Origin of the sequence: Mucilaginibacter tolerans, from assembly GCF_030519375.1 — a bacterium.
Classification (GTDB): domain Bacteria; phylum Bacteroidota; class Bacteroidia; order Sphingobacteriales; family Sphingobacteriaceae; genus Mucilaginibacter.
This window is the reverse complement of sequence record NZ_JAUMKB010000011.1, coordinates 149,560-172,725: the sequence shown is the minus strand read 5'-3', so window position 1 is coordinate 172,725 and position 23,166 is coordinate 149,560. Positions and strand designations below refer to the sequence as shown.

At 43.2% G+C, this 23,166-nt stretch carries 20 protein-coding genes, 2 tRNA genes and 1 riboswitch; of the genes, 6 read left to right on the top strand and 16 right to left on the bottom strand.

Features of this window, described 5'->3' with window-relative positions:
• Positions 1-36 precede the first annotated feature (36 nt).
• A complete protein-coding gene (locus Q3A68_RS16355) occupies positions 37-744 on the top strand; it encodes an LOG family protein (RefSeq protein WP_302902186.1) in 708 nt (235 codons plus the stop codon).
• A gap of 45 nt (positions 745-789) precedes the next feature.
• Here Q3A68_RS16355 and Q3A68_RS16350 read toward each other — a convergent pair whose 3' ends face one another.
• Entirely contained in the window at positions 790-2,742 is a 1,953-nt protein-coding gene (locus tag Q3A68_RS16350) for a TlpA family protein disulfide reductase (RefSeq protein ID WP_302902185.1), read from the bottom strand.
• Between the two features lie 279 nt (positions 2,743-3,021).
• Here Q3A68_RS16350 and Q3A68_RS16345 point away from each other — a divergent pair, with 279 nt between their 5' ends.
• A complete protein-coding gene (locus Q3A68_RS16345) occupies positions 3,022-4,245 on the top strand; it encodes a TCR/Tet family MFS transporter (protein WP_302902184.1) in 1,224 nt (407 codons plus the stop codon).
• On the opposite strand, the gene Q3A68_RS16340 is transcribed toward Q3A68_RS16345, so the two are convergent.
• Both Q3A68_RS16340 and Q3A68_RS16335 read right to left on the bottom strand, forming a co-directional pair.
• A complete protein-coding gene (locus tag Q3A68_RS16340; RefSeq protein ID WP_302902183.1) occupies positions 4,242-4,835 on the bottom strand; it encodes a DUF502 domain-containing protein in 594 nt (197 codons plus the stop codon). The two genes, Q3A68_RS16345 and Q3A68_RS16340, sit on opposite strands and share 4 nt — an antisense overlap.
• Before the next feature lie 15 nt (positions 4,836-4,850).
• The gene (locus tag Q3A68_RS16335; protein ID WP_302902182.1) at positions 4,851-7,313 is read right to left on the bottom strand and encodes a bifunctional UDP-N-acetylmuramoyl-tripeptide:D-alanyl-D-alanine ligase/alanine racemase; all 2,463 of its coding nucleotides are present in this window, start codon (positions 7,311-7,313) and stop codon (positions 4,851-4,853) included.
• A gap of 59 nt (positions 7,314-7,372) precedes the next feature.
• On the opposite strand from Q3A68_RS16335, the gene Q3A68_RS16330 reads away from it, so the two are divergent.
• From Q3A68_RS16330 to Q3A68_RS16320, 3 genes are all read left to right on the top strand, one after another.
• A complete protein-coding gene (locus Q3A68_RS16330; RefSeq protein ID WP_302902181.1) occupies positions 7,373-7,855 on the top strand; it encodes a regulatory protein RecX in 483 nt (160 codons plus the stop codon).
• Between the two features lie 91 nt (positions 7,856-7,946).
• Positions 7,947-8,019 (top strand) — tRNA-Gly (locus Q3A68_RS16325).
• 49 nt (positions 8,020-8,068) lie between these two features.
• Positions 8,069-8,153, top strand: a tRNA-Leu gene (locus tag Q3A68_RS16320).
• 276 nt (positions 8,154-8,429) lie between these two features.
• On the opposite strand, the gene Q3A68_RS16315 is transcribed toward Q3A68_RS16320, so the two are convergent.
• The 7 genes from Q3A68_RS16315 to Q3A68_RS16285 all read right to left on the bottom strand — a co-directional run bounded on the left by Q3A68_RS16315 (position 8,430) and on the right by Q3A68_RS16285 (position 16,957).
• On the bottom strand, positions 8,430-8,585 hold the full coding sequence (locus Q3A68_RS16315) for a hypothetical protein (RefSeq protein ID WP_302902180.1): 156 nt from the start codon (positions 8,583-8,585) through the stop codon (positions 8,430-8,432).
• Positions 8,586-8,657: 72 nt separating this feature from the next.
• Entirely contained in the window at positions 8,658-11,714 is a 3,057-nt protein-coding gene (locus Q3A68_RS16310; RefSeq protein WP_302902179.1) for an efflux RND transporter permease subunit, read from the bottom strand.
• 11 nt (positions 11,715-11,725) lie between these two features.
• Entirely contained in the window at positions 11,726-12,778 is a 1,053-nt protein-coding gene (locus Q3A68_RS16305; protein ID WP_302902178.1) for an efflux RND transporter periplasmic adaptor subunit, read from the bottom strand.
• 7 nt (positions 12,779-12,785) lie between these two features.
• Positions 12,786-14,156: a TolC family protein gene (locus Q3A68_RS16300; protein WP_302902177.1), complete on the bottom strand. Its 1,371-nt coding sequence runs from the start codon at positions 14,154-14,156 to the stop codon at positions 12,786-12,788.
• Between the two features lie 44 nt (positions 14,157-14,200).
• Positions 14,201-14,809: a TetR/AcrR family transcriptional regulator gene (locus Q3A68_RS16295; protein ID WP_302902176.1), complete on the bottom strand. Its 609-nt coding sequence runs from the start codon at positions 14,807-14,809 to the stop codon at positions 14,201-14,203.
• A 71-nt stretch (positions 14,810-14,880) separates the two neighbouring features.
• Positions 14,881-15,642, bottom strand: coding sequence for an SDR family NAD(P)-dependent oxidoreductase (locus Q3A68_RS16290; RefSeq protein ID WP_302902175.1), 762 nt, complete (start codon positions 15,640-15,642; stop codon positions 14,881-14,883).
• Positions 15,643-16,066: 424 nt separating this feature from the next.
• On the bottom strand, positions 16,067-16,957 hold the full coding sequence (locus tag Q3A68_RS16285; protein ID WP_302902174.1) for a winged helix-turn-helix domain-containing protein: 891 nt from the start codon (positions 16,955-16,957) through the stop codon (positions 16,067-16,069).
• 117 nt (positions 16,958-17,074) lie between these two features.
• On the opposite strand from Q3A68_RS16285, the gene Q3A68_RS16280 reads away from it, so the two are divergent.
• Positions 17,075-18,175: a WD40/YVTN/BNR-like repeat-containing protein gene (locus Q3A68_RS16280; RefSeq protein ID WP_302902173.1), complete on the top strand. Its 1,101-nt coding sequence runs from the start codon at positions 17,075-17,077 to the stop codon at positions 18,173-18,175.
• A 256-nt stretch (positions 18,176-18,431) separates the two neighbouring features.
• Here Q3A68_RS16280 and Q3A68_RS16275 read toward each other — a convergent pair whose 3' ends face one another.
• The 6 genes from Q3A68_RS16275 to Q3A68_RS16250 form a co-directional block, all read right to left on the bottom strand.
• Entirely contained in the window at positions 18,432-18,710 is a 279-nt protein-coding gene (locus Q3A68_RS16275) for a Trm112 family protein (RefSeq protein ID WP_302902172.1), read from the bottom strand.
• Positions 18,707-19,363 carry a thiamine phosphate synthase gene (locus Q3A68_RS16270; protein ID WP_302902171.1) on the bottom strand — a complete coding sequence of 219 codons (657 nt, stop codon included), beginning with the start codon at positions 19,361-19,363 and terminating at the stop codon, positions 18,707-18,709. Before Q3A68_RS16270 ends, Q3A68_RS16275 begins: the two co-directional genes overlap by 4 nt.
• The gene (locus Q3A68_RS16265; protein ID WP_302902170.1) at positions 19,363-20,403 is read right to left on the bottom strand and encodes an AIR synthase-related protein; all 1,041 of its coding nucleotides are present in this window, start codon (positions 20,401-20,403) and stop codon (positions 19,363-19,365) included. Before Q3A68_RS16265 ends, Q3A68_RS16270 begins: the two co-directional genes overlap by 1 nt.
• A gap of 6 nt (positions 20,404-20,409) precedes the next feature.
• Positions 20,410-21,126: a class I SAM-dependent methyltransferase gene (locus Q3A68_RS16260; RefSeq protein WP_302902169.1), complete on the bottom strand. Its 717-nt coding sequence runs from the start codon at positions 21,124-21,126 to the stop codon at positions 20,410-20,412.
• A 96-nt stretch (positions 21,127-21,222) separates the two neighbouring features.
• Positions 21,223-21,324: riboswitch (TPP riboswitch) on the bottom strand.
• A gap of 284 nt (positions 21,325-21,608) precedes the next feature.
• Positions 21,609-22,472 (bottom strand): sigma-70 family RNA polymerase sigma factor, encoded by an 864-nt coding sequence (locus Q3A68_RS16255; protein ID WP_302902168.1) that lies wholly within the window; start codon positions 22,470-22,472, stop codon positions 21,609-21,611.
• 173 nt (positions 22,473-22,645) lie between these two features.
• On the bottom strand, positions 22,646-23,005 hold the full coding sequence (locus tag Q3A68_RS16250) for a hypothetical protein (RefSeq protein ID WP_302902167.1): 360 nt from the start codon (positions 23,003-23,005) through the stop codon (positions 22,646-22,648).
• Positions 23,006-23,166: the final 161 nt, after the last annotated feature.

Sequence of the window (23,166 nt, the reverse complement as noted above, 5' to 3'; positions counted from 1 at the left end):
CGCAACATTTATACTATTGAATACGAATAACAGGATATGACTGGTGAAGATAAAATAAGACAGGCTTTTGAAAATAAGAACTGGCAGGAAATAAAAGTAACCGACTCGTGGCAGATATTCAAGATTATGGCCGAGTTTGTGGATGGATTTGAAAAACTGGCTAAAATAGGTCCGTGTGTGTCGATTTTTGGTTCAGCACGTACCCATAATGATAGCAAATATTATAAACTGGCCGAGGACGCTGCACGATTGTTGACCGAACGCGGCTACGGCGTCATTTCAGGCGGCGGTCCGGGTGTTATGGAAGCTGCCAATAAGGGCGCCTACGAGGCGGGGGGTAAATCGGTAGGATTAAACATCGAGTTGCCATTCGAGCAATTTCACAATAAGTATATCGATCGCGATAAACTGCTGGAGTTTGATTATTTCTTCATCCGCAAAGTCATGTTCATGAAATATTCACAGGGCTTCATTATACTGCCGGGTGGCTTTGGTACGATGGATGAATCATTTGAGGCGATCACACTCATACAAACTGGTAAGATCGCGCGCTTCCCAATAGTCTTCGTAGGCCTCGATTATTGGGGCGGCTTATTTAAATGGGTGGAAGAAACTATGCTTGCCCGGGAGCACAATATTAGTCCGGATGATTTGAACCTATACCGCCTAGTAGACACGGCGGAGGAAGCAGCTGAACATATTTTCCGTTTCTACGAGAAATATGTATTGAAACCAAATTTCTAATTTTGAAAAAAAGCGGCTTTATCAGCCGCTTTTTTAATACTATGATTATTTGCTTTTGCTTCCGTTACTGTTAGGTATCACCGCAACCGAATCAGGGTTTTGAGCCATATCAATCATATCTGTCACCTCGTCCAGAATTTTATCAGCAGAGCCTGAATACCCGACATATTTGAAACGGATATTGCCATTTTTATCGATAATGAATTTAGTAGGAATGCCTGTTACTTCATATGCACTCACAACCTTGCCTTGCCTGCCTTCTGAATTCTTTTCATCGATCAATACATGAAAACTGTACTTATTGTCGGAGATGAATTTCTTCACTCCATCTACATAATTATCGCCGTTTTCCCAGGTATCGACGAATAAGAATTTCACATTGGGGTTGTCTTTATATTTGGTTACTGCCAGCTGCATGCCCGGGAACGACGCCTTACAGGGCCCGCACCAGGTAGCCCAAAAATCAACAATCACAATTTTGCCTTTCAGATCAGCCAGTGATACTGCTTTGCCATCCAGATCTTTCAATGCAAAGGATGGGGCAGGCTGATTGATCATTGTTTTTGCCAGCTCACTCCTGGTTTTATCCTTAAATGTTTTTTGCAACGATGCCAGGTATCCATCATAGCCATTATCGCTGCCTTTTTTCTTGACATATTCGTTTTTTAGCAACGTCTTCATTGATTCAGTACCATGGCCATCTTTCACCATTTTTTCAGCAAAATCCCTTGCCTTGTTAGTTTGACCTAATGCTACCAGAATCTGAACATAGTTATCGCCCTCATCCGGATCAACCGTTTTGCTGCGATCTATTACAGGCTGTTCATATTTAAGAGCCTCGTCATACTTTCCTTGCTTAAACAAAATAAAGGCATAGGTATCAGCATATAGATCATAAGAATATTCATAATTCTTTTTCATTTGAGCGGGTGAAGCATAAGGCTGTCGGTCAGGATTGGCTATTCTTGACGACATCATATCCAACGACTGTTTAGACAACTTCGCCGCGTCATCCAGCTTTTCCCCTTTCTTGGCCCATTCGTATGCTACATTATTAAGGGTCATCGCCAGATTGGTTTTGTTTTTTAACTGACTTTCATATTTATGATAATTATCCAGATCGCCCTTCCCGAGGTAAGCAGATGCTAATTGTAACCTGAAATTATCCTGAATAGTATTCTTTTCATCTGTATTTTCCGGGTATTTCTTAATATAGGCCTGGTACATTGAATCCTTCTTGACAGGATCCTTTTCTTTAAAGAATGCTGTAGCGGTTTCATTTTTAACCTGGGTACCATTTGGGAACTTAGCTTTAATAACCGTGCCCAGTGAATCCATTGTTTTGGAATTTTTAGATGCTCTCAAAAGACTATAAGCCAGCATCATATCATCTTCGTTGTCGCTTTTTCCCAGACTGCTGATCTTGGCATCAACCTCCGCTCTATGCTCAGGTTGTTTGTTCAGCATATTATAATAGCCAAATCCATATTCCTTCTCACTTTTAGGATACAAGGCAAATTCCTTTTTGTATAATTCGCCGGCCCAGGGCAGATCATTTTTTATCTTCGCCATATAATTACCCATTCCGCTGGAAATGCTAAATGCTTCGCATGCATAAGCACCCTCAACAGGCTGCTTATCTTTATATACCAAGAATATATAACCCTTGTCACTATTATTATCTACCGCTCCGTCGGCTGCTATTTTTATAATAAATGCTTTAGAGGACGAGTTAATAGTAATGTCTCCCTTCAACAATTTTCCATCAGGTTTGAGGTCGATATCATCAGCCGGGTAATTCTTATTATCGAGATAATAAACGGTAGCAGTGATATCTTTTTTACCTTCTGTAACCGTACCTGTCGGGTCATAAGTCAGGGTGATCTTTTCTCCTGCTGTAGGGAATTCGTCTGATAATTTGAGATGCTGCTCTTGGGAAAATGCAGTTTGCACAGCCACTAGTGCGGGTAATACCAATAAGGTTTTAAGGATTTTCATGGGATGATTTTTTAAAATGGTAACACCATAGGCTGGCGATTAAATAACCAGTCATTTGTAAAAGTCTTTTTTTGCCAATGTGTCAATAGCCTAGGGTATTGCAATTTAACAACTAATTCAATTAATTATTAATACTTCTTCGTCAGTCTTTTAATATTTACAGTAAGTTTTGTTCAAAACATTTTAATAGTTTTAATGCTATATTGGCAATGTTATTACATTCAACGATAACAGGGCTTTAAACATTCCCGTGATTGGGTATGTTGTCTATTTCCCATTATGAGTATAAAACCTAAAACCCAAACATCAGCTGCGGTTGGATTTATTTTTGTCACCATCTTTATTGATGTGCTGGGTTTGGGCATCATTATTCCCGTTATTCCTAAACTCCTTGAACAACTGGGGCATACCGACAACGCTGTTGCATCCGAAATAAACGGCTGGCTCACATTCACTTACGCTTTAATGCAGGTTCTATTTTCACCCATCCTTGGTAACCTAAGTGATCGTTTTGGAAGAAGGCCAATACTTTTGATTTCTCTATTCGGGTTTAGTATCGATTACCTGTTTATGGCATTTGCCCCCTCTATCTTTTGGTTATTTGTGGGGCGCACCATTGCCGGTATTACCGGTGCAACTATGGCAACGGGCACAGCCTACATAGCCGATGTAAGCGAAGGCGATAAACGTTCGGCTAATTTTGGTTTGATTGGCGCAGCATCCGGGCTTGGCTTTATCATTGGTATATCCGGTGGTGCTTTTCTTGGCGAATTAAACATCAAATTTCCGTTCATAGCTGCAGCAGCAGCGGCACTCTTCAATGCATTGTGGGGATTATTCGTATTACCAGAATCCCTTGACGTAGAACACCGTCGTAAATTCGAATGGAAACGAGCTAATCCGATTGGTTCAATACAAAACCTGGGGAAATATGCCTCTTTGGCCGGGCTGGCGGTTGCATTCACTTTGGTTTACATAGCGCAAAAGGCGGTTGAGTATCAGTTGCCTTTTTATGTATATGAAAAGTTCAACTGGTCGATGCATAGCGTGGGTATCCTGGGTATTTTTATAGGAGTATTGCTCATCAGCATACAAGGCGGGTTGATCCGTTTGCTCATTCCTAAATTCGGATTGAAAAATAATATTATATGGGGCCTAATATCCTATGGTTTGGGATTAACATTGATAGCCTTCGCCAGCTATGGCTGGCAGGTTTATGTCTACATGATACCTTATTGTCTTGGTGGCGTATCGGGACCGGCACTACAAAGTATGATCACCGGTAAATTTGAGAAAAATGAACAGGGTGAACTTCAGGGAGGATTGAACTTACTTTCGAGCCTGAGTTTGATATTCGGGCCGCTGATAATGGGCTATACCTTCAAATCATTTGCTCACAAAGGCTCATCAGTTTATTTCCCTGGCGCGCCTTATATACTGGGAGCCTTGTTGGTGATCATCAGTACTATAATTGTTATAAAAAGCATGAAAAAGCTGAGTTAATCTAACCCGCTCACACCACCGGAGATCACAAATTTCATCATGTCGGCGGCGTTTCTGTCTATCGGTTTTACCTTTTCGGATGAGATGATGACCACCTGGCCGGCAAATGAGTAAGACAAAGGAAAATAAACTGCCACTTCGCCCGGAAAACCAATTTTAGCCAGATCCTTTTGCACCAGGAAACCTACCTTTTTCAGACCAAATTCATTGATCTCGACCAATACCGGTTCGTTAAATTTTTTCTCTTCACCTACAAAGGCTTCCGTCAGGTCTTTGATTGAGGAATACAAAAATTTGAATATGGGAAGACGGTTTATCCAACGGTTCAGCCATTGTTTAATAGGATCGGTTATAACATTCGTTACAAGAATACCTACAACAAGGATAATAATCAATACATTCAATATACCCAAGCCCGGGATATAAATCGGCTGGCCTTTACTGTCTGTAAGAAAAACACCGCTTAAGTTCAGAGCTTCGTCAACTTTGGCCACTCCCCAAAAGATCAAGAAGGCCGCCGCACCTATAGGTATTACTACAATGAGCCCTTTAACAAAAAAGTTCAATAACGCTCCGGCGATTTTTTTCATAGCAGCAGTAGATTTCTACTCATAAAAATACACTCTTTTTACCCTTTGCGAAATATTAGTCAGTATTTCATAAGGAATGGTACCTATTTCACGAGCCAGTTCTTCAATAGTTAATTGATCATTAAAAACAATTACATCATCCCCTTCACGCACATCTACATTGCTTACATCCAGCATGGTCATATCCATCGATATATTGCCCACCGTTGGCACCAATTTCCCCTTTATCAGCATTTTACCTACCCCATTACCAAATGCGCGCAGGTAACCATCGGCATAGCCGATACGAACAGTAGCGATTTTACCATTGTGAGTTAGCTTCCCGTTGCGGTTGTAGCCAATGGTATCGTTGGCAACCACCTTTCGTACCTGCGACACACTGGTTTTTAGAGTAGCGATTGGCTGTAAAACCCCTGAGCCTTTTGGCACAGATCCATCGATACCGTATAAACCAATCCCCAGTCTCACCATATCAAAATGTGCCGAGGGCCAGCGGATAATACCCCCCGTATTAGAAATGTGCTTGATCACTTTATAACCAATCGCCTTCTCAATCTTCGTAAAAGCTTTCTCAAATCGCCTGATCTGTTTCCTGGTAAAATCATCATGCTCCGGCGCATCGCTTGCCACGAGGTGCGAAAAAACAGATTGTACTTTAATATACCTGTTCTCCTCAATAAGGTCGCATAACATATCGATATCTTGTTCCTCAAAACCCAACCGGTGCATCCCTGTATCTATTTTAAGGTGCACCGGGTAATTATTCAGGTGATGCGATTGTGCATATTTTACAAATTCGTCCAGCAGGTTAAAGCTGAATATTTCCGGTTCTAATTTAAATTCGATCAGTTTATCAAATGCGGACAGCTCGGGATTGAGCACCATTACCGGCAGCGTAATGCCGGTCTGCCTTAAAGCCACACCTTCATCAATATAGGCTACCGCAAGGTAATCCACTTTGTTATATTGAAGCATATTGGCAACCTCAAACGTTCCGCTGCCATAGGAAAATGCCTTCACCATAGCCATTATCCTCACGCCCGGTTTCAGTTTTGATTTATAAAAATTCAGATTGTTCAGCAGTGCATTCAGGCTGATCTCCATCACCGTTTCATGCGCTTTCAGGCTCAACGCCGAACTGATCCGTTCAAATTCAAAACTCCTTGCCCCTTTTATCAGGATAGTTTCGTTGTCAAGATTCAGCTCATTCAGATGCTGAAGCAAAACCGTCGTATCCGGGTAGAAGTACTTCTTTTCTAAAGTAAATAAGTCTTTATGAGCGGACAGAGCCTCTCCTACGCCGATAAACTTGTTTACTTTCCTGCTTTTAATCATATCAGCCACCTGCCGGTACAATACCTCCTGTTCCAAACCCGATTGATAGATATCCGACAGGATCAGCGTGCGTGTCGGGTGCTGGTTTTGCTGATTGAGGAAATTCAAAGCAATCTCCAGCGACTGCACATCAGAATTATAAGAATCATCGATCACCGAGCAATCGTTAATCCCATTTTTCAATTCCAGGCGCATACTTACCGGGCTCAGCCGTTCTATCCTTTTGTCCACCTCAACAGGGCTATAGCCCATGGCCAGCATGGTGGCCCAGCATACAATGGCGTTCTCAATAGAGGCTTCATCCATAAAAGGGATCAGGCATTCGATCTCCTTGCCCTGGTATTTGGCGCGTAAATAATAGTTTCTGGATATAACGGTCTCCGCAAATACATAAAGATCGGCCTGGTTAAACCGTCTGCTCCAGCTAAAGCGGTCTTTAACAGGAATATGTTTTTTATAGTCTATCAGTTGATCATAATTGTGGATCAGCAGTTTACAATGAGTGAACAACTTTAGCTTTTCGAGTACTTTTTCCTTACGATCCTTAAAACCCTCATCATGCGCCGGACCAATGTGCGTTAACACGCCTATTGATGGCTTGATAATAGTTTCAAGCCGCTCCATCTCGTTTACCGTAGAGATACCAGCTTCAAAAATACCCAGGTCGTCTTTATCGGTGATCTGCCAAACAGAAAGCGGTACCCCTATCTGCGAGTTGTAACTTTTTGGGTTACGAACGATGGTTTTATCTGAAATCAGCAATTGGTACAACCATTCTTTTACAATCGTTTTACCGTTACTGCCCGTAATGCCAATGACCTCCAGATTAAAACGGTTGCGGTGATAAGCAGCCAATTTTTGCAAAGCATCCAGCACATTATCCACCAGCAGGAAGTTAGCACCTGGCATTTTTATCTTGGTTTGATGCGTCACTACAAAATTGCGCACACCGGCAGCGTAGGCTTCAGCAACAAATTCATGCCCGTTGCGTCTGCCACTTAATGCAAAGAACAACCCTTCCGAAGCGTTGGTGATGCGGCGACTATCAGTCAGCAAAACGCTGATGTTGTCATCAGTTTCGATAACCCCGCCGGCATTAATGATCTGCTGGACTTCACGGATAAAATAATGGTTGCTAAGCATGCTACGAATTTGCTTATATTTCTGCCAATAGAAGAATTTTTAACGAATTTTGGCATTTGATGGACCAACCCAAGCCGACCCATATAATCGACGAAAAAACAGCATTAGCTAAAGCCGAACATTACTGCGTCTACCAGGAACGCTCGCAACAGGAAGTGCGGGATAAGTTATATGAATGGGGGCTGCATAGCGCGCAGGTAGAAAATTTGATCGTCCAGCTTATCCAAACCAATTTTTTGAATGAGGCGCGATTTGCCAACGCTTATGTCCAAGGGAAATTCAACCAGAAGGGCTGGGGAAAACAGAAGATAAAACAGGGCCTGAAGTTCAAAAGAGTATCGGATGTACTGATAAAAAAAGCGCTGAATACCATTGATGACGACGATTATTTAAGCACGCTTAAGCAGATACTGGAGAAAAAAGTAAGGCTTTTAGGAGAAAAAGACCCTTTTAAAAAGAGATATAAGCTGCATCAGTACGCTTTAAGCCGCGGATATGAGAATGATATCATCTCTGATATTTTGAAAAACAGCGAGTTATAACTTTTTTGAAAAAATTTCATTTTTACCTCTTGCAGAATATTCTTTTCTGTCTATATTTGCACTCCGCAAACGCGATAGTGGTTTGCGAAATGCGAAAGTAGCTCAGTTGGTAGAGCACGACCTTGCCAAGGTCGGGGTCGCGAGTTCGAATCTCGTCTTTCGCTCTAATCCCTTCCAAAAGAAGGGATTTGTTTTTAAAAGGTTAATTACCACGCTCGGGTGGTGGAACTGGTAGACACGCAGGACTTAAAATCCTGTGCCCGTCAAAGGCGTGCGGGTTCGATTCCCGCCCCGAGTACTTAGACAGAAATGCAAGTTTGTAATAGTTTGACTATTAACAACTTGCATTTTTTGTTTTAAGAGACGTTGGTTACTCACTCTGAAAAAACGACTTTCATCAAAGTAATAAATTACTGATTATCAATTTTTTACAAGACAAAATGTGTTCGATTCCCCCTCTCCCATTTGCCTTTAGTTGAACACCAACAACATATTGATTATCAATTATTTACAATATAATTATTTTTATCAATCCCATGCAGTGGTAAGATTAGACATCGAACACCTCAACTCGCTATAAACCAACTTCTCTCTTAATTATCTTAACAATTATTTCTACAACTTTATTTAATAACTCCTCCTCACTACCTGCATAGCTAATTCCATCTAAAACTTTATTTTTGTTTTGGGCATTTGTAATTCTTTTGGCTTTTCTCTTTGTTGTTTTCATATTGCCTTTAATCAGCAATCAGTCATGTAAATTTCCAGCTGCTAGCAAGCGGAAGAAACTCGACAATGCCGTTCATCCTTCAACACTTTCCAGATATGGCGGAATCAATTTATACATCACCGGTGTCACAATCCGCGAAAGTATGGTAGAACTAATCAGGCCGCCAATTAATACGATAGCTAAAGGCGCTATAAGTGGATTGGGGTTCAGCGCGATAGGCAATAACCCGCAGATTGCCGTTATCGAAGTAAGCACCACAGGCAGGAATCGTGTCTCGCCAGCCATACTGATGGCTTCATCAATGCTATGGCCCTCCGCACGTAACTGATTGGTAAAATCGACCAGCAACAGCGAATTCTTGACCTGTATACCCGACAATCCAATAAAACCAATGATTGATACCAACGACATTGGGTTACCCGTCAAAAGAAGAAATACCACTCCTCCGAGTATGCCCAATGGTATAATCGATAATACGATGATGATCCCTTTAAAGGTTTTGAACTGTAATATCAGAACACCTATGAAAAGAAAGCCGCTCAATAGGATCACGGAAAGGAAATTTCCTCCCAATGTATCGCCTTCCGATTCGGCTTCTCCAGATAGCTTGTAATAATATCCAGATGGCATTTTTAATTTATTTAACTGCGGAATAACTTCCTTCAGGACATCATTGGCCAGCACGTTGTCTTTGGTTAACGAGGTAACTTTGGAAAAACGTGATTTATTAAAATGATTTATTGCTGTGGGCGATGTTTCAAATGAAATGCTTGCAATTTGATCAACCAGCACCGGGGTGCCCTGGATATTATTTACATAAAGGTTCTTAAAAACATCAAGGTTTGAGAATTTCTCCCTGGGAAGGGTGATAACTATGTTCCGTGAGTCGCCCCGGTCGTCAATATAGTCCCCAACGGTTAGTCCTGCTACTGCCATCCTGACTACTTTGTCCACATCGCTGGTAAGGACACCTAAAGTGCGCGCCTTTTCTTTGTCAATTTTTATTTTTACATCCGATTTATAGGTGTTCAATTCGTTATAGACGTAAAAAGTCCCGGGATTCTTTTTCAGAATCTGTTCTACCTGGAAAGAAAGTGCACGCAATTTTTCCTGATCGTCCCCGAAGATCCTGACCACAATATTGGCTTCAATCGGCGTTCCCTGTTCAAAGTCTTTCACTTCTATTCTTGCGTATGGGAAATCTTTAAACGTCTGCCTTAACTGTTTGATCAGGTCTGTTTTTTCTTTCGGACTGGCTTCTTCATCCAGTTGCACGAAAACCTGGGCGAAGTCAGGTTTTATATCCTGCTGGTGCACGTTGTAATAAACCTGCGGATTACCTTTGCCCACATTTGCCGTATAATAAACGATCTCTTTATGTTTCTTTAACTCATTTTCCACCAGTTTGGTTACCCGGTCGCTTTCAGGGATATCTGCCTGTAAGGGCATTTTGATATTAATGAGAAACATCGGTTTCTCGGAGGTGGGAAAAAGCTTAAAGCCAGTCTTCGTGAACAAGAAAAAAGCGAATACACTTAAACCCAATGATATCCCTATGGTTGTTTTTGGCCATTTTAGGGCTAAAGGCATCACGCGCCTGTACGAGTAGGTCAGAAATTTTTGTAAATTCTTCAGAAAGAAATTGCCCTCGCCATGCGTATGCGTCTTCAGCATCCTGCTTCCCAGAAAGGGAACAAGCGTTAGGGCTACGATCATTGAGGCTAAAACGCTGGTCATTACGGCCATTGGCAGGCAGCGGATAAACTCCCCGGCCAGATCAGGCAAGAATGCAAGCGGTAAAAATGCGATCACCAACGTAGCCGTACATCCAACTACTGCGACACCGATCTGCTTGGTGCCTTTCAGGATAGCATCCTTTCGTGAATGACCTTCTCTCAGCCAGCGTTCGATGTTCTCGACCACGACGATACTGTCGTCCACCAGTAGGCCCAACGCAACTACAAGCCCAACGATACTTAACTGGTTTAAAGAATACCCTAGTAAATTCATGGCGATAAGCCCGAGAGCAAGGGAAAGCGGAATAGACATCATCACGATAAGAGATGCCCTGAACCCCAACGGCAGCAAGGTGATGATCACCAAAACAATGGCTAACCCAAAGTCAAACCCCAGGTGGCCCAAACGCTCTGATACCATGTTGGCCTGATCGAAATTTTTCACCATGCGGATATTGGACGGCAGACCTTTGGAAAACGCTTGCAGCACGGGCAGGAAATCCCCCTGAACTTTAGTGATATTCACATTATCCTTCATACGCGCATTAACCAGTATACAACGATGCCCATTCAGGCGGGTGATCTGATCAATTGTTCCGTCTTTGTAACTCACATCTGCCACGTCTTTCAGATAAATGATTTTGCCGTTGGCATTATAGACCACCGTATTGGCAACATCGTCGACCGTCCTGATTTTTCCACTGGTCTTAACATTAAAGACTTTACTCTCCAGGTTGATACTTCCTCCGGGTATGTCTGTAGCCTCGCTTTGAAGACTTCCGATGACGACATTAAGCGGGATTTTGTACTGCGCGAGTTTATCCAGCTGCATGTCGACGCGAATTTCCTGTTCCGGTATGCCCGAATACCTGACATCTTTCAATGCTGTGATTTTTTCCAGGCGTGTTTTCAGTATATCAGCCTCGTCCCGAAGCAATTTACCCGAAGCGTTATCTGAAACTAAGGCCACCTGGAGTATATTTACATCAGCAGAGGAAATTTTCTCGGTTTTGATCAGGTAAATATCCTTCGGAAGTTCGCTGCTTTTTAAGGCATTGATCTCTGTGGATATCTCCTGATACTTGTTATCTACATCTACACCGTATTTGAACTTTGGCTGAATTACCGCAACACCGTCTTCCACCGTAGTCAATATCTTTTCGATGTTTTCCAGCCCGTAAATTTTATTTTCAATCGGCTTTACCACCTGCTCTTCCATATCTTTAGGACTAGTGCCCGGATAGATCACGGTGATCAGGTATTGTGGCGGATGGGTGGTAGGATCTTCCGACCGCGGCATCGTAAACAGGGTGAGAACGCCGACCACGGCGACAAGAAGGAATATGATTAGCGTGAACTGGTAGTTCTTGACCGCAAAATTTGTAATCTTCATGACTATGGTACTTACTTGATGATTTTAATAATTGACTCTTCGTTCAGGTAAGCGCTGTTGGAAACCACGATCTGATCTACACCGTCAGGTTTATTTTTTAGATAAACCTCCTGGTTATCAAACCTCGCAATGGTTACAGGCACTTTTTTAACCTTATTAGTGCCGGTGGTTGTAAATACGAACCCTGTGTTGCCGTCAGCTTCCACCAATGAGCCATAGGGAATGGCCATCACATTTTCGCCCTGGCTGGTCGCAATTATTGCTTTGCCAAACATGCCGACGGCAGGTTTGGTGCCGTTTGAATTGAGCTTCAGTTCTATCTGAAAAGAACCGAGCTGGCTATCTGCAGCCTGCGACTTACGGAATACGACAGCATCAAATTGTCGACCTTCATAACCGTCCAGCGTCACTTTTGCTGTTTGGCCGAGCTTGATCATGGCCCATTCACGGTCAGTAACACCAACTTTCAGTGTATAACTATTGCGCTGCTGCGTTGAATTGATGAGCAACGCCGGCATTCCAGGAGCGATTACTTCCCCCTCATTCGCGATTTTTTTGCTTACAAAGCCATCGGTGGCGGCATATATTTTTGAATAGCGCTCGTTGAAAGCGGTTGCCTCCCTGGCTTTTGCGGCGACGTCCAGCGCCGTCTTGGTGTTCTGTAATTGTTCGAGCGTAAAAACACTGTCTTTATAAAGGTTAACTGCGCGGGCATAATCTCGTTGTGCCTTCTCCACGCCCAGGCTCGATTGGGCCAGGCCAGCTGATATTTCGGTCGAATTCAGAGTCGCCAGCAGCTGGCCTTTTTTGAAAAACTGTCCTTCTTCTACAAAAATGCGATTGATAACACCGCCTATTTTAAATGAGTATTTGGCCTCATCTTCTGTACTGACCAAGCCGGTAGTGCTGATATGGCCAGGTATTTCCAAAGCAGATATCGTGGCAACCTTAACCGGGATGATATCGGGTTCACCGATTGCGTTTTTAGCCTTTTGCTCATGTTTGCACGACGCGATCAGGAGTGCGCCTGCGACTATACCAGGGAATAAATAGATTTTTTTCATGATTTTGTTATTGAATAGTGAAACTTGCATTGGCGCGTTCGATTGCTGTATGAGCAATCCAGGTGTCAAAAAGGGCGATATTGGCGTGAAGCTGGGCGTCGATCCATTGGTTCTGGGCATCCAGCAATTCAATGTAAATAGCCATTCCTTCCTTGTATAATTTCAGCATATCGCTGTAATAGGTCTTGCTTGTGGTTAATTGTGATTTTGCGGCATCATATTCTGCCAGCGCGCTTTGCATACCTGCCTGCTTAACCTTCAATTCGGTAAGCAACTGTTGCTGTACGTAGTCAGTTTGTGCTACGAGGGCCTGCTGGTCAGAAAGCGTCTGCTTGATCCGGTAATTATGCTTACCAAAAGAAAACAGGTTCCATTCGAGCGAAACGCCCAGGAAATAATAACGGCTCTGCGTATTGAAACGCCAATCAAAGGCCTGCGAACCCAGATCCAGAGAAGTGCCTATTTTAGGTATGAGATAGGACTTAGCAAGACCGGTCAGGTTGCCATTGATGTCTTTTGCGATCTTGAGCTTAGACAGCTCCTCTCTTCCGCTGACGTTATTCTCCCTCAGTTGCTCCTGGGCAGGCAGCTCGGTGATGTCGTCGGTCTGTATGCTGTCGGTTAGCGGGCGGTTCAGCAGGAAGTTAAAATAATAGCGGGCAGACTCGGCGTTTTTTGTTGCCGTTACCAGTGAAGCGTTGATCCTCGATACTTCATTTTGGCTTCTAAGTACGACGGTCCGGTTTACCTTACTATTCTCGAAAAGTTTCGTGTTGATACGCTGCCCTTCTTCTACCAACCGGAGCGAGGATTCATAGATTTTAGCGGCATTCATAGCTTTTAGATAATTGTAGTAAGCCGTCTTGACCTCTTTAACCAATTCTCGCTTATAAAGCAGCACTTCTGTTTTTTGCAGGTCTATCTGTTGCTGCCTGATCCTTTTGTTATAGATCAGCTCCGCATTTAGAATAGGAAGCGTTGTGCGGAATTTCGCGTCATAAAAGTTGTCCGGGTTGATCAGGATATGCTGGTTCTGCAATTGTGGGAATGAATTTGTCCCGGTCAATTGGTTGAGCGTAGCATAGGCCCCGTTCAGCAGGTCGGCTGCCGGGAAATCAATTGTTCGTCCGCCATGAGCTTTGGTATAGGTCGTCGAAAACGTAATGTCCGGCAGGAACATACTTTTCGCATCCTGTAAGGCGTACATATTTTTTTCCAGCAGAAAATTCTGCTGGGTGATGCTCTGATTGGATGATAATCCTTGCCGGATATACTCATCCAGCTTGTTCTGAGCTTTCCCGGTGTGGACTGTAAAAATTGCTGATGCAGCCAGCACACAACGGGAAATTGTCTGGGTTTTAAATTTAAATTTAATCACTGTAATTATTTTAAACACCGTTTAACAATAAGTCAAAAAAATAGCTAACTCTTCTCGAGTAAAGCAACCAGGCACTCGTAGCCATTTTCCATCAATTCTTCATTCGTTTTGTCTATAAAACTTGCCGTACGGTCTTTACAAAAAAGTGCACATATGCCATGAACCGCTGAAAGGATCATAAAGGTAAAATACTCGGTATCCATATCTTTAAACTTCCCTTGTTGCTGGCATTCTTTAATAACAGCTGACAGCTGATTGATTGCTTCCTGTGCTATTTTAAAACCACCATCTTCAGACATTTTTACCGGTTCGTCAACAATAAACATCAGGTTATAATAATCCTTATTGTCTTGTGCAAATTGAATAAAGATGCGGCCCATTGCTTTCAAACGCTCAAATGGATCAGCAACTTTCTCAAGAACCTTAAACTGACTGAGCAGGAGGCTAAATCCCTCTTTATGCAGCTCGTGAAAAATCTCGCTTTTGTCTTTAAAATAGAAATAGAGCGAGCCCGGGCTATAATCGATTTCGTTCGCGATATTACGCATGCTCGTTTGTTCATAGCCTTTTTCAAGGAATATCTTGCGCGCACCATTCAAAATGCGTTGATGCATTTCCTGCTTCTCTTTCAATTTTCTTTCTGCTATGCCCATTATAAGATGATATAAGTTACAAATATAAGACCGTCGGTCACGTGGCGAAATTTCGCATGCGAATTCCGACCTTAGCTGCGCATTCCCGGACTAATCTGCCCCATGATGTTAACAGCCGATTTCCGGTTCAAAAGGCGGAATCCAAAAAGCATGAACCTGTTTTTCCAGCCTTGCACAACTCGCGGCTTCTGCCTTTTTTCCAAAGCTTTTACCAGTTCCCTGGCTACGTCTTCAACAGAAGAAACTACAAATTTTGGGAAATCGCTAGTTTGCCCGCCTGCGTTTGCATGAAAGTCCGAGTTTGCGGCACCAGGATTGAATCCCATTACAAAAACACCTTTTCGCTTAAACTCATACCATAGTGATTCTGAGAAATTGGAAACAAAACTTTTGGTGGCCGCATACACAGATGCACCTGGCAGAGACGAGTGGCCAAGCAATGACCCGATATTTACCAAACTATCACCTGCCGAAGCGTTTTGTAAGAAGCCATAAGACAGCGTTACCAAAGCATCCATATTGAGATGCATGGTTGTCAATTGATCGGCTAACGGAATCTCAATGAATTCTCCGTAAAGCCCTGCCCCTGCATTGTTGATTAACACATCATACTTTTCGCTTTTCAAATGGCTGACCAGCTTTTGGAGATCTTCTTTTTTTGTCAGATCGGCAGCAAAAACGGAGTGACCGGTACCGGCTAAGCTTTTTGCCGCCTTATTTAATTTGTCCTCATTACGCGCTACCAGCGTTAACCGATAACCTTTAGCGGCCAGTTGCCTCGCTGTCTCCAGCCCGATGCCGCCGCTTGCTCCTGTGATCAATACTTTTTTCATGATTATGTTTATTAATTTAAACACTGCAAAAATATTGAACACTGTTCAATAAAAACAAATTTATTTGACGTTTATTTTTTATCTGACATCAAAATGATAATCGCATCTGGGTATGAGCCTGCTATTGTAACATACATTCGATGGTGTTCAAAGAATCTAGCATATTGATTTTTTTGAACACCTTAGAAGGAAGAAACTGTAGCAATTATTCACTTTGATTACCCGAGTTTTTCTTAGCACATTTCTGCAAAATCCGTTCTGCAACCATCAGGAAGCCATAAATGTGTTCAATTAATCTCCCGCTGTCAGTACGAAAGCCTGATACGAAAGTGTCGGGCTTTGTTATTTTATGAGCCTTGTAGTTATAAACTACGGCCATAATCATCCGAAGCCCGGAGGGTTCTTATGTAGGTGATGATTCTTCTTATGAGTTAATTTCAAGCTTATATCCTTTACCGCGAATTACAACAATGTTGATATTCGAGTCAGGTTCCAATTTCTTTCTGAGTTTTGATATAAACATATCCAAACTGCGTCCCACAATAACACCTTCATCTTCCCATATCTCTTTTTGCAGCCGGCTTCGCTCTATAGGCTGGTTAGGCGACAAAGCGAAAATAAGCAGCAGACGCGTTTCCGTTCCGGTCAGGTCTATTGTCTTTCTATTTATTATCAGCTTCCGATTCCTGGCATCGAACAATACCGAACCCAAAGTGAACACACTGGTATACTGATCGTCGGGTAAAGCTCTTTGCGGCTTAACAGATCTTAAAACAATAAAACCAATAAATGCTAAAAATGGCAAGCTGCCCAGAAGATATCCATTCTTTGCTGTAATTATTCCTGCTGGTTTGAATTTAATGTCGATCATGTAGGATGCTTTCGGTTGCACTCTTCCTTTACATGCTATAATATCATTTTTTTTATTTTCTGATATAGCGTAGCCATAGGTTACACTGGCGTTGCCGCTGTTCAGAACGTTAACGACATAGTCACGTGCTAGCGGGTCTTTGGCCAACAAACGGCTGGTAGTATTCACCAGTGAATCCGGCAGAAAAGTAAGATCCTTTTCAAAACTTATCTGGTATTCATTTGCTGAAATCTTTTTTACCGGGAGCACCCTTGATGTAAGGTCGCCCGATTGTGAAAGCAGTTCATCTCCGACCTTGCGAAGCAATACTTCCCTCCTGGCGATATCAAAGTCGTCATTGCCCGCTATACTGAAAGCCACGCAGATTACAGAAATAAACAAGAGTAGCACCAATGCAAAAAGATATTTGCGTTTTCCGGAGAGGAGATTTCGGCTATTAGACATAACGTCAAGATTTTATTTACAAAGTTTACATTTTTATTTACAATCCAGATTACTTAAGCCGAAAAACATCAAAGTAGATTTGCTGTACCAAATTTATAGGACATGAAAAATAAGAAAATGAAAAGATTATTTGTATTTGTTCCGGCTATCCTCCTGGCATTGTTTCTACTAAATTCTTTTGTGCTAAAAGAAAAGGAATCGGGGGCGAAAACAACAAAAGGCACTAAATCAAGGTCTGTAAACATCGTTTTAAGGTCTACTGATGGCGGACAAACATGGCAGGACATTAGCAAAGGGCTGCCTGAAAAATTACAGAGAACAGGTATGTGGAGTCATGGTTTATTTGCAAATGACCGTGGGCTCTATATACGTACTGGCAATGGGCTTTATCACAGTGACCCAAATTCTACAACTTCTTTTTGGACAAAAGAGATTTTCCCTGGTGAACAGCGTGAGATTGCTCCTGGCAAGAATGGGATATTTGCATATAATTTCAGGGGACAGTTTTTACAAAAAATAAACGGAAAGAGTGATTGGTCGCCCATGTACACAAATTTTCAGGAGCAAGCCGTACGCATTAACAGAACGATAGATTGGATGTTCACGAATTATAAAGAGAAACAAGTAAGCAGTGTTTTTGAAACTACGGGAGGGACAATTTTCATCGGCTCCAACAATGCTCTTTATAAATCCACTAACAATGGAAAAACCTGGAAATATGTGCATGTTGGAGGCTGGGTAATGAAAATGGTAGAGTCAAACGGTGTACTCCTGGCTGCCAGCTCACAGGGAATATTAAGGTCGACCGATGATGGTGAGAACTGGGATCGTGTGATTAGTGAAGGGGGGTCTGGTGTCGCGGTGGAACGTATTGATGGAGGATTTGCTGCTATAACCTACAACACCATAACCAAAACCAACACAGTAAACATTTCACTGGATGGTGGAAAAACCTGGAATGACATAGGAGAAGGACTCCGATCTTCATTGAATAGTTCATTTATCAAACAAATATTCGGATTTCAATCTTCATTGTATATTTCATCAATCAAACAAGCGGGCAAATATTTAATATGTAGTAGCTCAGATGGTATATTCCGGTCATCTGACATAGGCAAAACATGGACGAAACTATTACTTCCTTCTGTAGAAAATAAGGGTTTCGATTTATCTGTTTCAGGCAACGTGATTTATGCTATGCCAAATAAAGGATGTTGAAAAATTCCAAACTCCACAATTAAACGTATTAAAACTTGGAAATCCTCAATAAAGTGTTTGGAAATCTGTATCGCCCCGAGTGCAAAAGCCGATCTTTCGATCAGCTTTTGTTGTTTTAGGATAGAGCCAAAAGTGTCTTGTCCTGGTAGGTTTACACATTAAAGTGTCACATGTCAGGTTGTAACACCCGCAATAGTTAAAAAAATTAACCTTAACTACACTCTAATACTAATCGTCATTTTATCGATATATAAGGCTAACAATTACTTTCGGCGGTCCAGTTCAATGCAACAGCAGCATCAAGCTTGTAATCCAATTGCCAGCGTTCCAAGATCGATTGCTCGAGCGTCGGCTGCCGGTACTCGTCGGGCGCCATAATAGGCACGCCATAAACAATTGGGTATTTGCGCCGACAGCTTGTACAAGTAAGCATCCCTTCCAGTACATTGTGTTCGATATCTTTTGAAAAAACAAGCAATTGCAGGTCGCTTTTATCAAATGGGCAGCAGAGTTTTTCTATAGTTTTTTGTTTCATTGCTGAAATTTTTCACGGTGCATTAACGCAGCCTGATATTCTTTTACTTTTTGTTGAGGATTAGCCGAACTTAGAATCCCTGAAATAACGGCCACGCCGTTAAAAGGGATTTCTTCTTTTAGCTTGATGACATTTTGTGGTGTAACACCGCCTGCCACAAAGATGGGCAGGTCGGTTATTCCACGGGCTTGCCGTACGGTAGCCGGCATCACCAGATCGCAATGACCGGCAGAAGGCGATGGAAACATAGAGCAAAATGAAATATAGTCGAGCTTGTTTTCATTAGCCCAAACAACCGTATCCAAATTACCAGAGCAGGTGATGCCGGCGAGGAACGATCTATTTAAGGTCTTTTTTATATGTTCAAAATCACCAGGGATATTATCAAAATGTACACCCTGCAGCCACGTCGACTGCAATAGCAGCTCCCACTCCTGGTTTATCAATAACGGCACATTGTGTTGTTGACAAAGCCGTCCTGCTGCTTTAATAATATCTAAACGCGCTGCTCCGGATTGCCAGTTGTTCCATATCTGTACGGCCAGCAAGCCACCGGCCAGGGCATCGGCCAGGCGGGCTAACAGCAACCCGGTCTCCATACCTGGATTAAGCACCAGGTAAATACCCCCGTTTATCCTATTAAGTTTCTCCATTAGTTCCATCCGTTTTTACAGGCGTTAAAAAATGCATACCAGTAGGGGTCTTTGCTGTAATAAGGCATTGGATAGGCAATGTCATTTTCGACAAGCTCGTAACCCAATTCCGGCCCGGTGAACTCTCCTACTATGGCAGCTTTAACGTTTTGGGCGTGCAAACGCTGCAATACGGCATCGCTGCCTTCACGGGCCGTGGCAATTACCATAGAGCCGGCGCCAACGCAAAACCGGTAATCGATATTAAAAAGACTGCAAATTGCTTGTTGGGTATGGCCTACGGGCAGCAATTCATTAATTATTCGTACGCCAGTACCAGATGCCACGGCCATCTCATAAATTGCGCCCAACACACCGCCTTCGGTGACATCGTGCATAGCGGTAACTTCCGTGCCTGCAGCGGCTGTCAATCCGTCTGTCAACGATGATGTCTGATAGAAAAGTTCACAACCTTGCCTGTAGATTTCAGCACCCAGTTTATGCTTCACCGTTTCGGGGAAACTCATGGCCAGTATAGCGGCCGACGACATGGCGCATTGCTTGGTAACAATTATTAGGTTGCCCGGCTGCGCATTGCGGCTCAGACGAATATTATTGAGCGGCGCCGTCAGCAACATAGTGCCGCCCCCGGCAATTGTTGAGTTTTGTCCTTCAATACTTCCGGTATGGCCGCCGGTAATGGATACTCCAATCTGTTTACAATATTGATGGATGTGGTTCCAGTAGGTTTCAAAATCATCCGCGGTGAGTGCTGGCGGCAAATTCAGCACCATTTGCACATACATTGGTGCAAATCCCGTGGTAGCCATGTCGTTAGCCATCAAATGGACAGATAACCACGCCGATTCCTGCAAACCCAGTGATGGAATAAGCGAAAGCGGGTCGCTGGTCATAGCCAATCCTAACTTGCCGGGTAACTCAACCACCGATACGTCTACCCCGAACGCTGGCCCACTCGCCACATTGTCTCTGTATGCCCCGCAGCGCGGCAGGATGACCTGCTCAAAACCGCCGCTATCAATTTTCCCAAATAGTGACACGGTGCGCTAATCTAAAAGCTTTACATACAACCCGAAAAAATCGCCGGCGGGTATATTCCATTGTTGTACCGGGAACCACTTGGGCAAACCGGTGCAGGTCCATTGCAAACTATACTGACGACCTTGAAGCGCTTCATCAATTTTGCTGATGAGCATGGCCGGTGTATAAAAAGCAGCCGTAACGTAAAAAGGATTTTTACCGAACATTTGCTGCACACGCCTGCGCAGCACCTTAGGTGAGTTACGATTCATCATACCAAAAGCAATTCCATGTTTACCCACGCGCGCAGCTTCGCGTATCACCTGTACCGGGTCGCGGTAATACTCAAACGTGGTGATGAAAGCTACGGCATCAAATGAGTGATCTTTGAACGGCATGAAATGTGAGTCGGCGTTTACCAGATCGCCTTTAAAAAGGTGTACGGCCTGGCCCAGCATAAACGGCGAAAGGTCGGCGCCGGTGGCGTCAATGCCAATTTCATTCCACCAACGGGTAAAACGGGTCGTGCCGCAACCAAACTCCAGCAATTCGTGCACTCGATTGTCCGTTTTAAGCAATTGGGTCATTACCTTTTTTTGCCATACTTCGGCACGCTTATACCGGCCTTCGTACCATTGCTCATAAGTGTCGGTGTGTTCGCGGTTAAAAAACCATTCCTGGCGACCTTGCCAGTTGGTGAGGCGCTCTGTCATCAGGCCAAAGTCTTTTCTTTCAGGCAGCATATCAAAATATTTTAAATGAAGAAAGCCTTGCCTCTGACCGTAAAAATATCGGGCAGAAACAAGGCTTTAATATTTAAAAAGCAGTGTGCTTTTATGTTGACAGAAGCCATGCATCCCTACGCCGGTATTATCCGTATCAGGTTTCCGGGTATTATCTCAGCCTTTAACATCAGTTAAAAAGCACCCCGTGCAAGTATGGTTGCTAAGATCGTACATCGAACGCTTAAAAGCAACTAATAATTGAATATAATAGTTTCAAATCAACTAACCATCACGCAATCAAAATTATCAAATTTAGGCGCAGGTCAATTTTGCAGCATCCTCTCGTTCGGTTTCTCCCTGCCGGCACGTTGTTTAAAAGTCTCTCATGCCAAATTTTCGACCACTTTTCAATCCTCCGCAGCCGCAAGCAGCCCGCTTGTGGCCTGTATGTTAAGTGTGCGCCATGCAATTATTCAAACGAATATTCTCCACCCCTTATCTCAATCCCCCAAAAACTTAAACAATTCTTTGTTTCGGTTATTCCTGCGCAGGTGCACAATCGCTTTGTCCTTTAACTGCCTTACCCGTTCGCGGGTTAGCCTGTAGCGGCTGCCAATTTCTTCAAGCGAATAAGCTTGTGGATACCCCACACCATAATAAAGCATTAGAATGGCTCTTTCTCTGTCGGGTAAATTTGAGAGGGCATTCCTGAGGGTGACCGACAACGACTCTTCCAGCAACTTGTGGTCTGTGGTTCGCTCGCCGGAAGCCATGACGTCAAGCAGTGAATTTTCGCTTTCATCACCAAAAGGCGCGTCCAGCGAAATGGCCCTACCCGACTTGCTCATCACATCGGCAACGCTGTCTACCGTTCTTTCCATTGCCTCAGCCAGTTCTTCTACCGAAGGTTCGCGTTCATATTCCTGTTCTAGTTTGGAAAAGGTTCTGTATACTTTTGAAAGTGAGCCAATCTGATTAAGCGGCAGCCTTACCATGCGGGATTGTTCAGCGATTGCCTGGAGGATACCCTGCCGTATCCACCATACAGCATAGGAAATGAATTTGAAACCTTTAGTCTCATCAAAGCGGTGCGCTGCCTTTATCAACCCGAGGTTACCTTCACTGATCAGGTCATTTAGTGGCAGGCCCTGGTTTTGAAATTTCTTGGAAACCGACACGACAAAGCGCAGGTTGGCACGGGTTAGCTTATGCAACGCGGCCTGGTCGCCTGCACGAATAAGTCTGGTTAACATTACTTCCTCGTCAGCCGTCACCATGTGGATCTTGCTGATATCATTCAGGTATTGATCCAGCGATCTACTGTCACGGTTGGTTATCGATGGCGTAATTTTGAGTTGTCTCATAGGCGCTTATATATTTTTTGAGGCAAATTCAGGTTTGCCATCACAGAAGCCGAGCACGGTTTCAAACCCAGCTAAATCTGTCTGCCCTTTTCGCCAACTATCAAATGCTGACTGAGGTACATGATCAAAAAAAGCCATAGTATTAATTAGAGATGAAAAATCAATAGGTCAGCTCAGCTACGGGCATTTTTTACGCGATAGGCTACCAAATACCTTTTGTCATTCTTTGTCAGGTCATCTTCAGTAAGCGTCCTGTCATCGTTATTAATAGACTGCTGCAACTGGCTTTTAACCTGCAGGTATGCCCTTAATAAAGCATGCGTCTGTAGCCGTAAAGAAATCACCGGGTGATGTTCTCTTTTCAAATTATTGAGTTCGTTCTCGGTAGCAATCTGGAGGGTCCAGGAGTCGCCGGCTTTAAAACCGTGTTCGCGGGCCTCGTTCTTTAGATCGAATAAAAAAAGATTGATCTGGTTGGTTATAGAATTTTGTTGCGCGTCAACGCCGCCCAAAAGGGCTGGTTGGTTATTCATATTGTATTGGGCTGACTCGGGTTAATGAACATCTTAAAGATCACCTGAATCAGTTGAGGGCAATATCTAAGTAGTGATGAGTGGCAGGGCTATTTAGGCAATGTACAAAAAACGCCTAACATTAATGGCACAAAAGTAAGGGTTTTATTTTTTGTTAATCG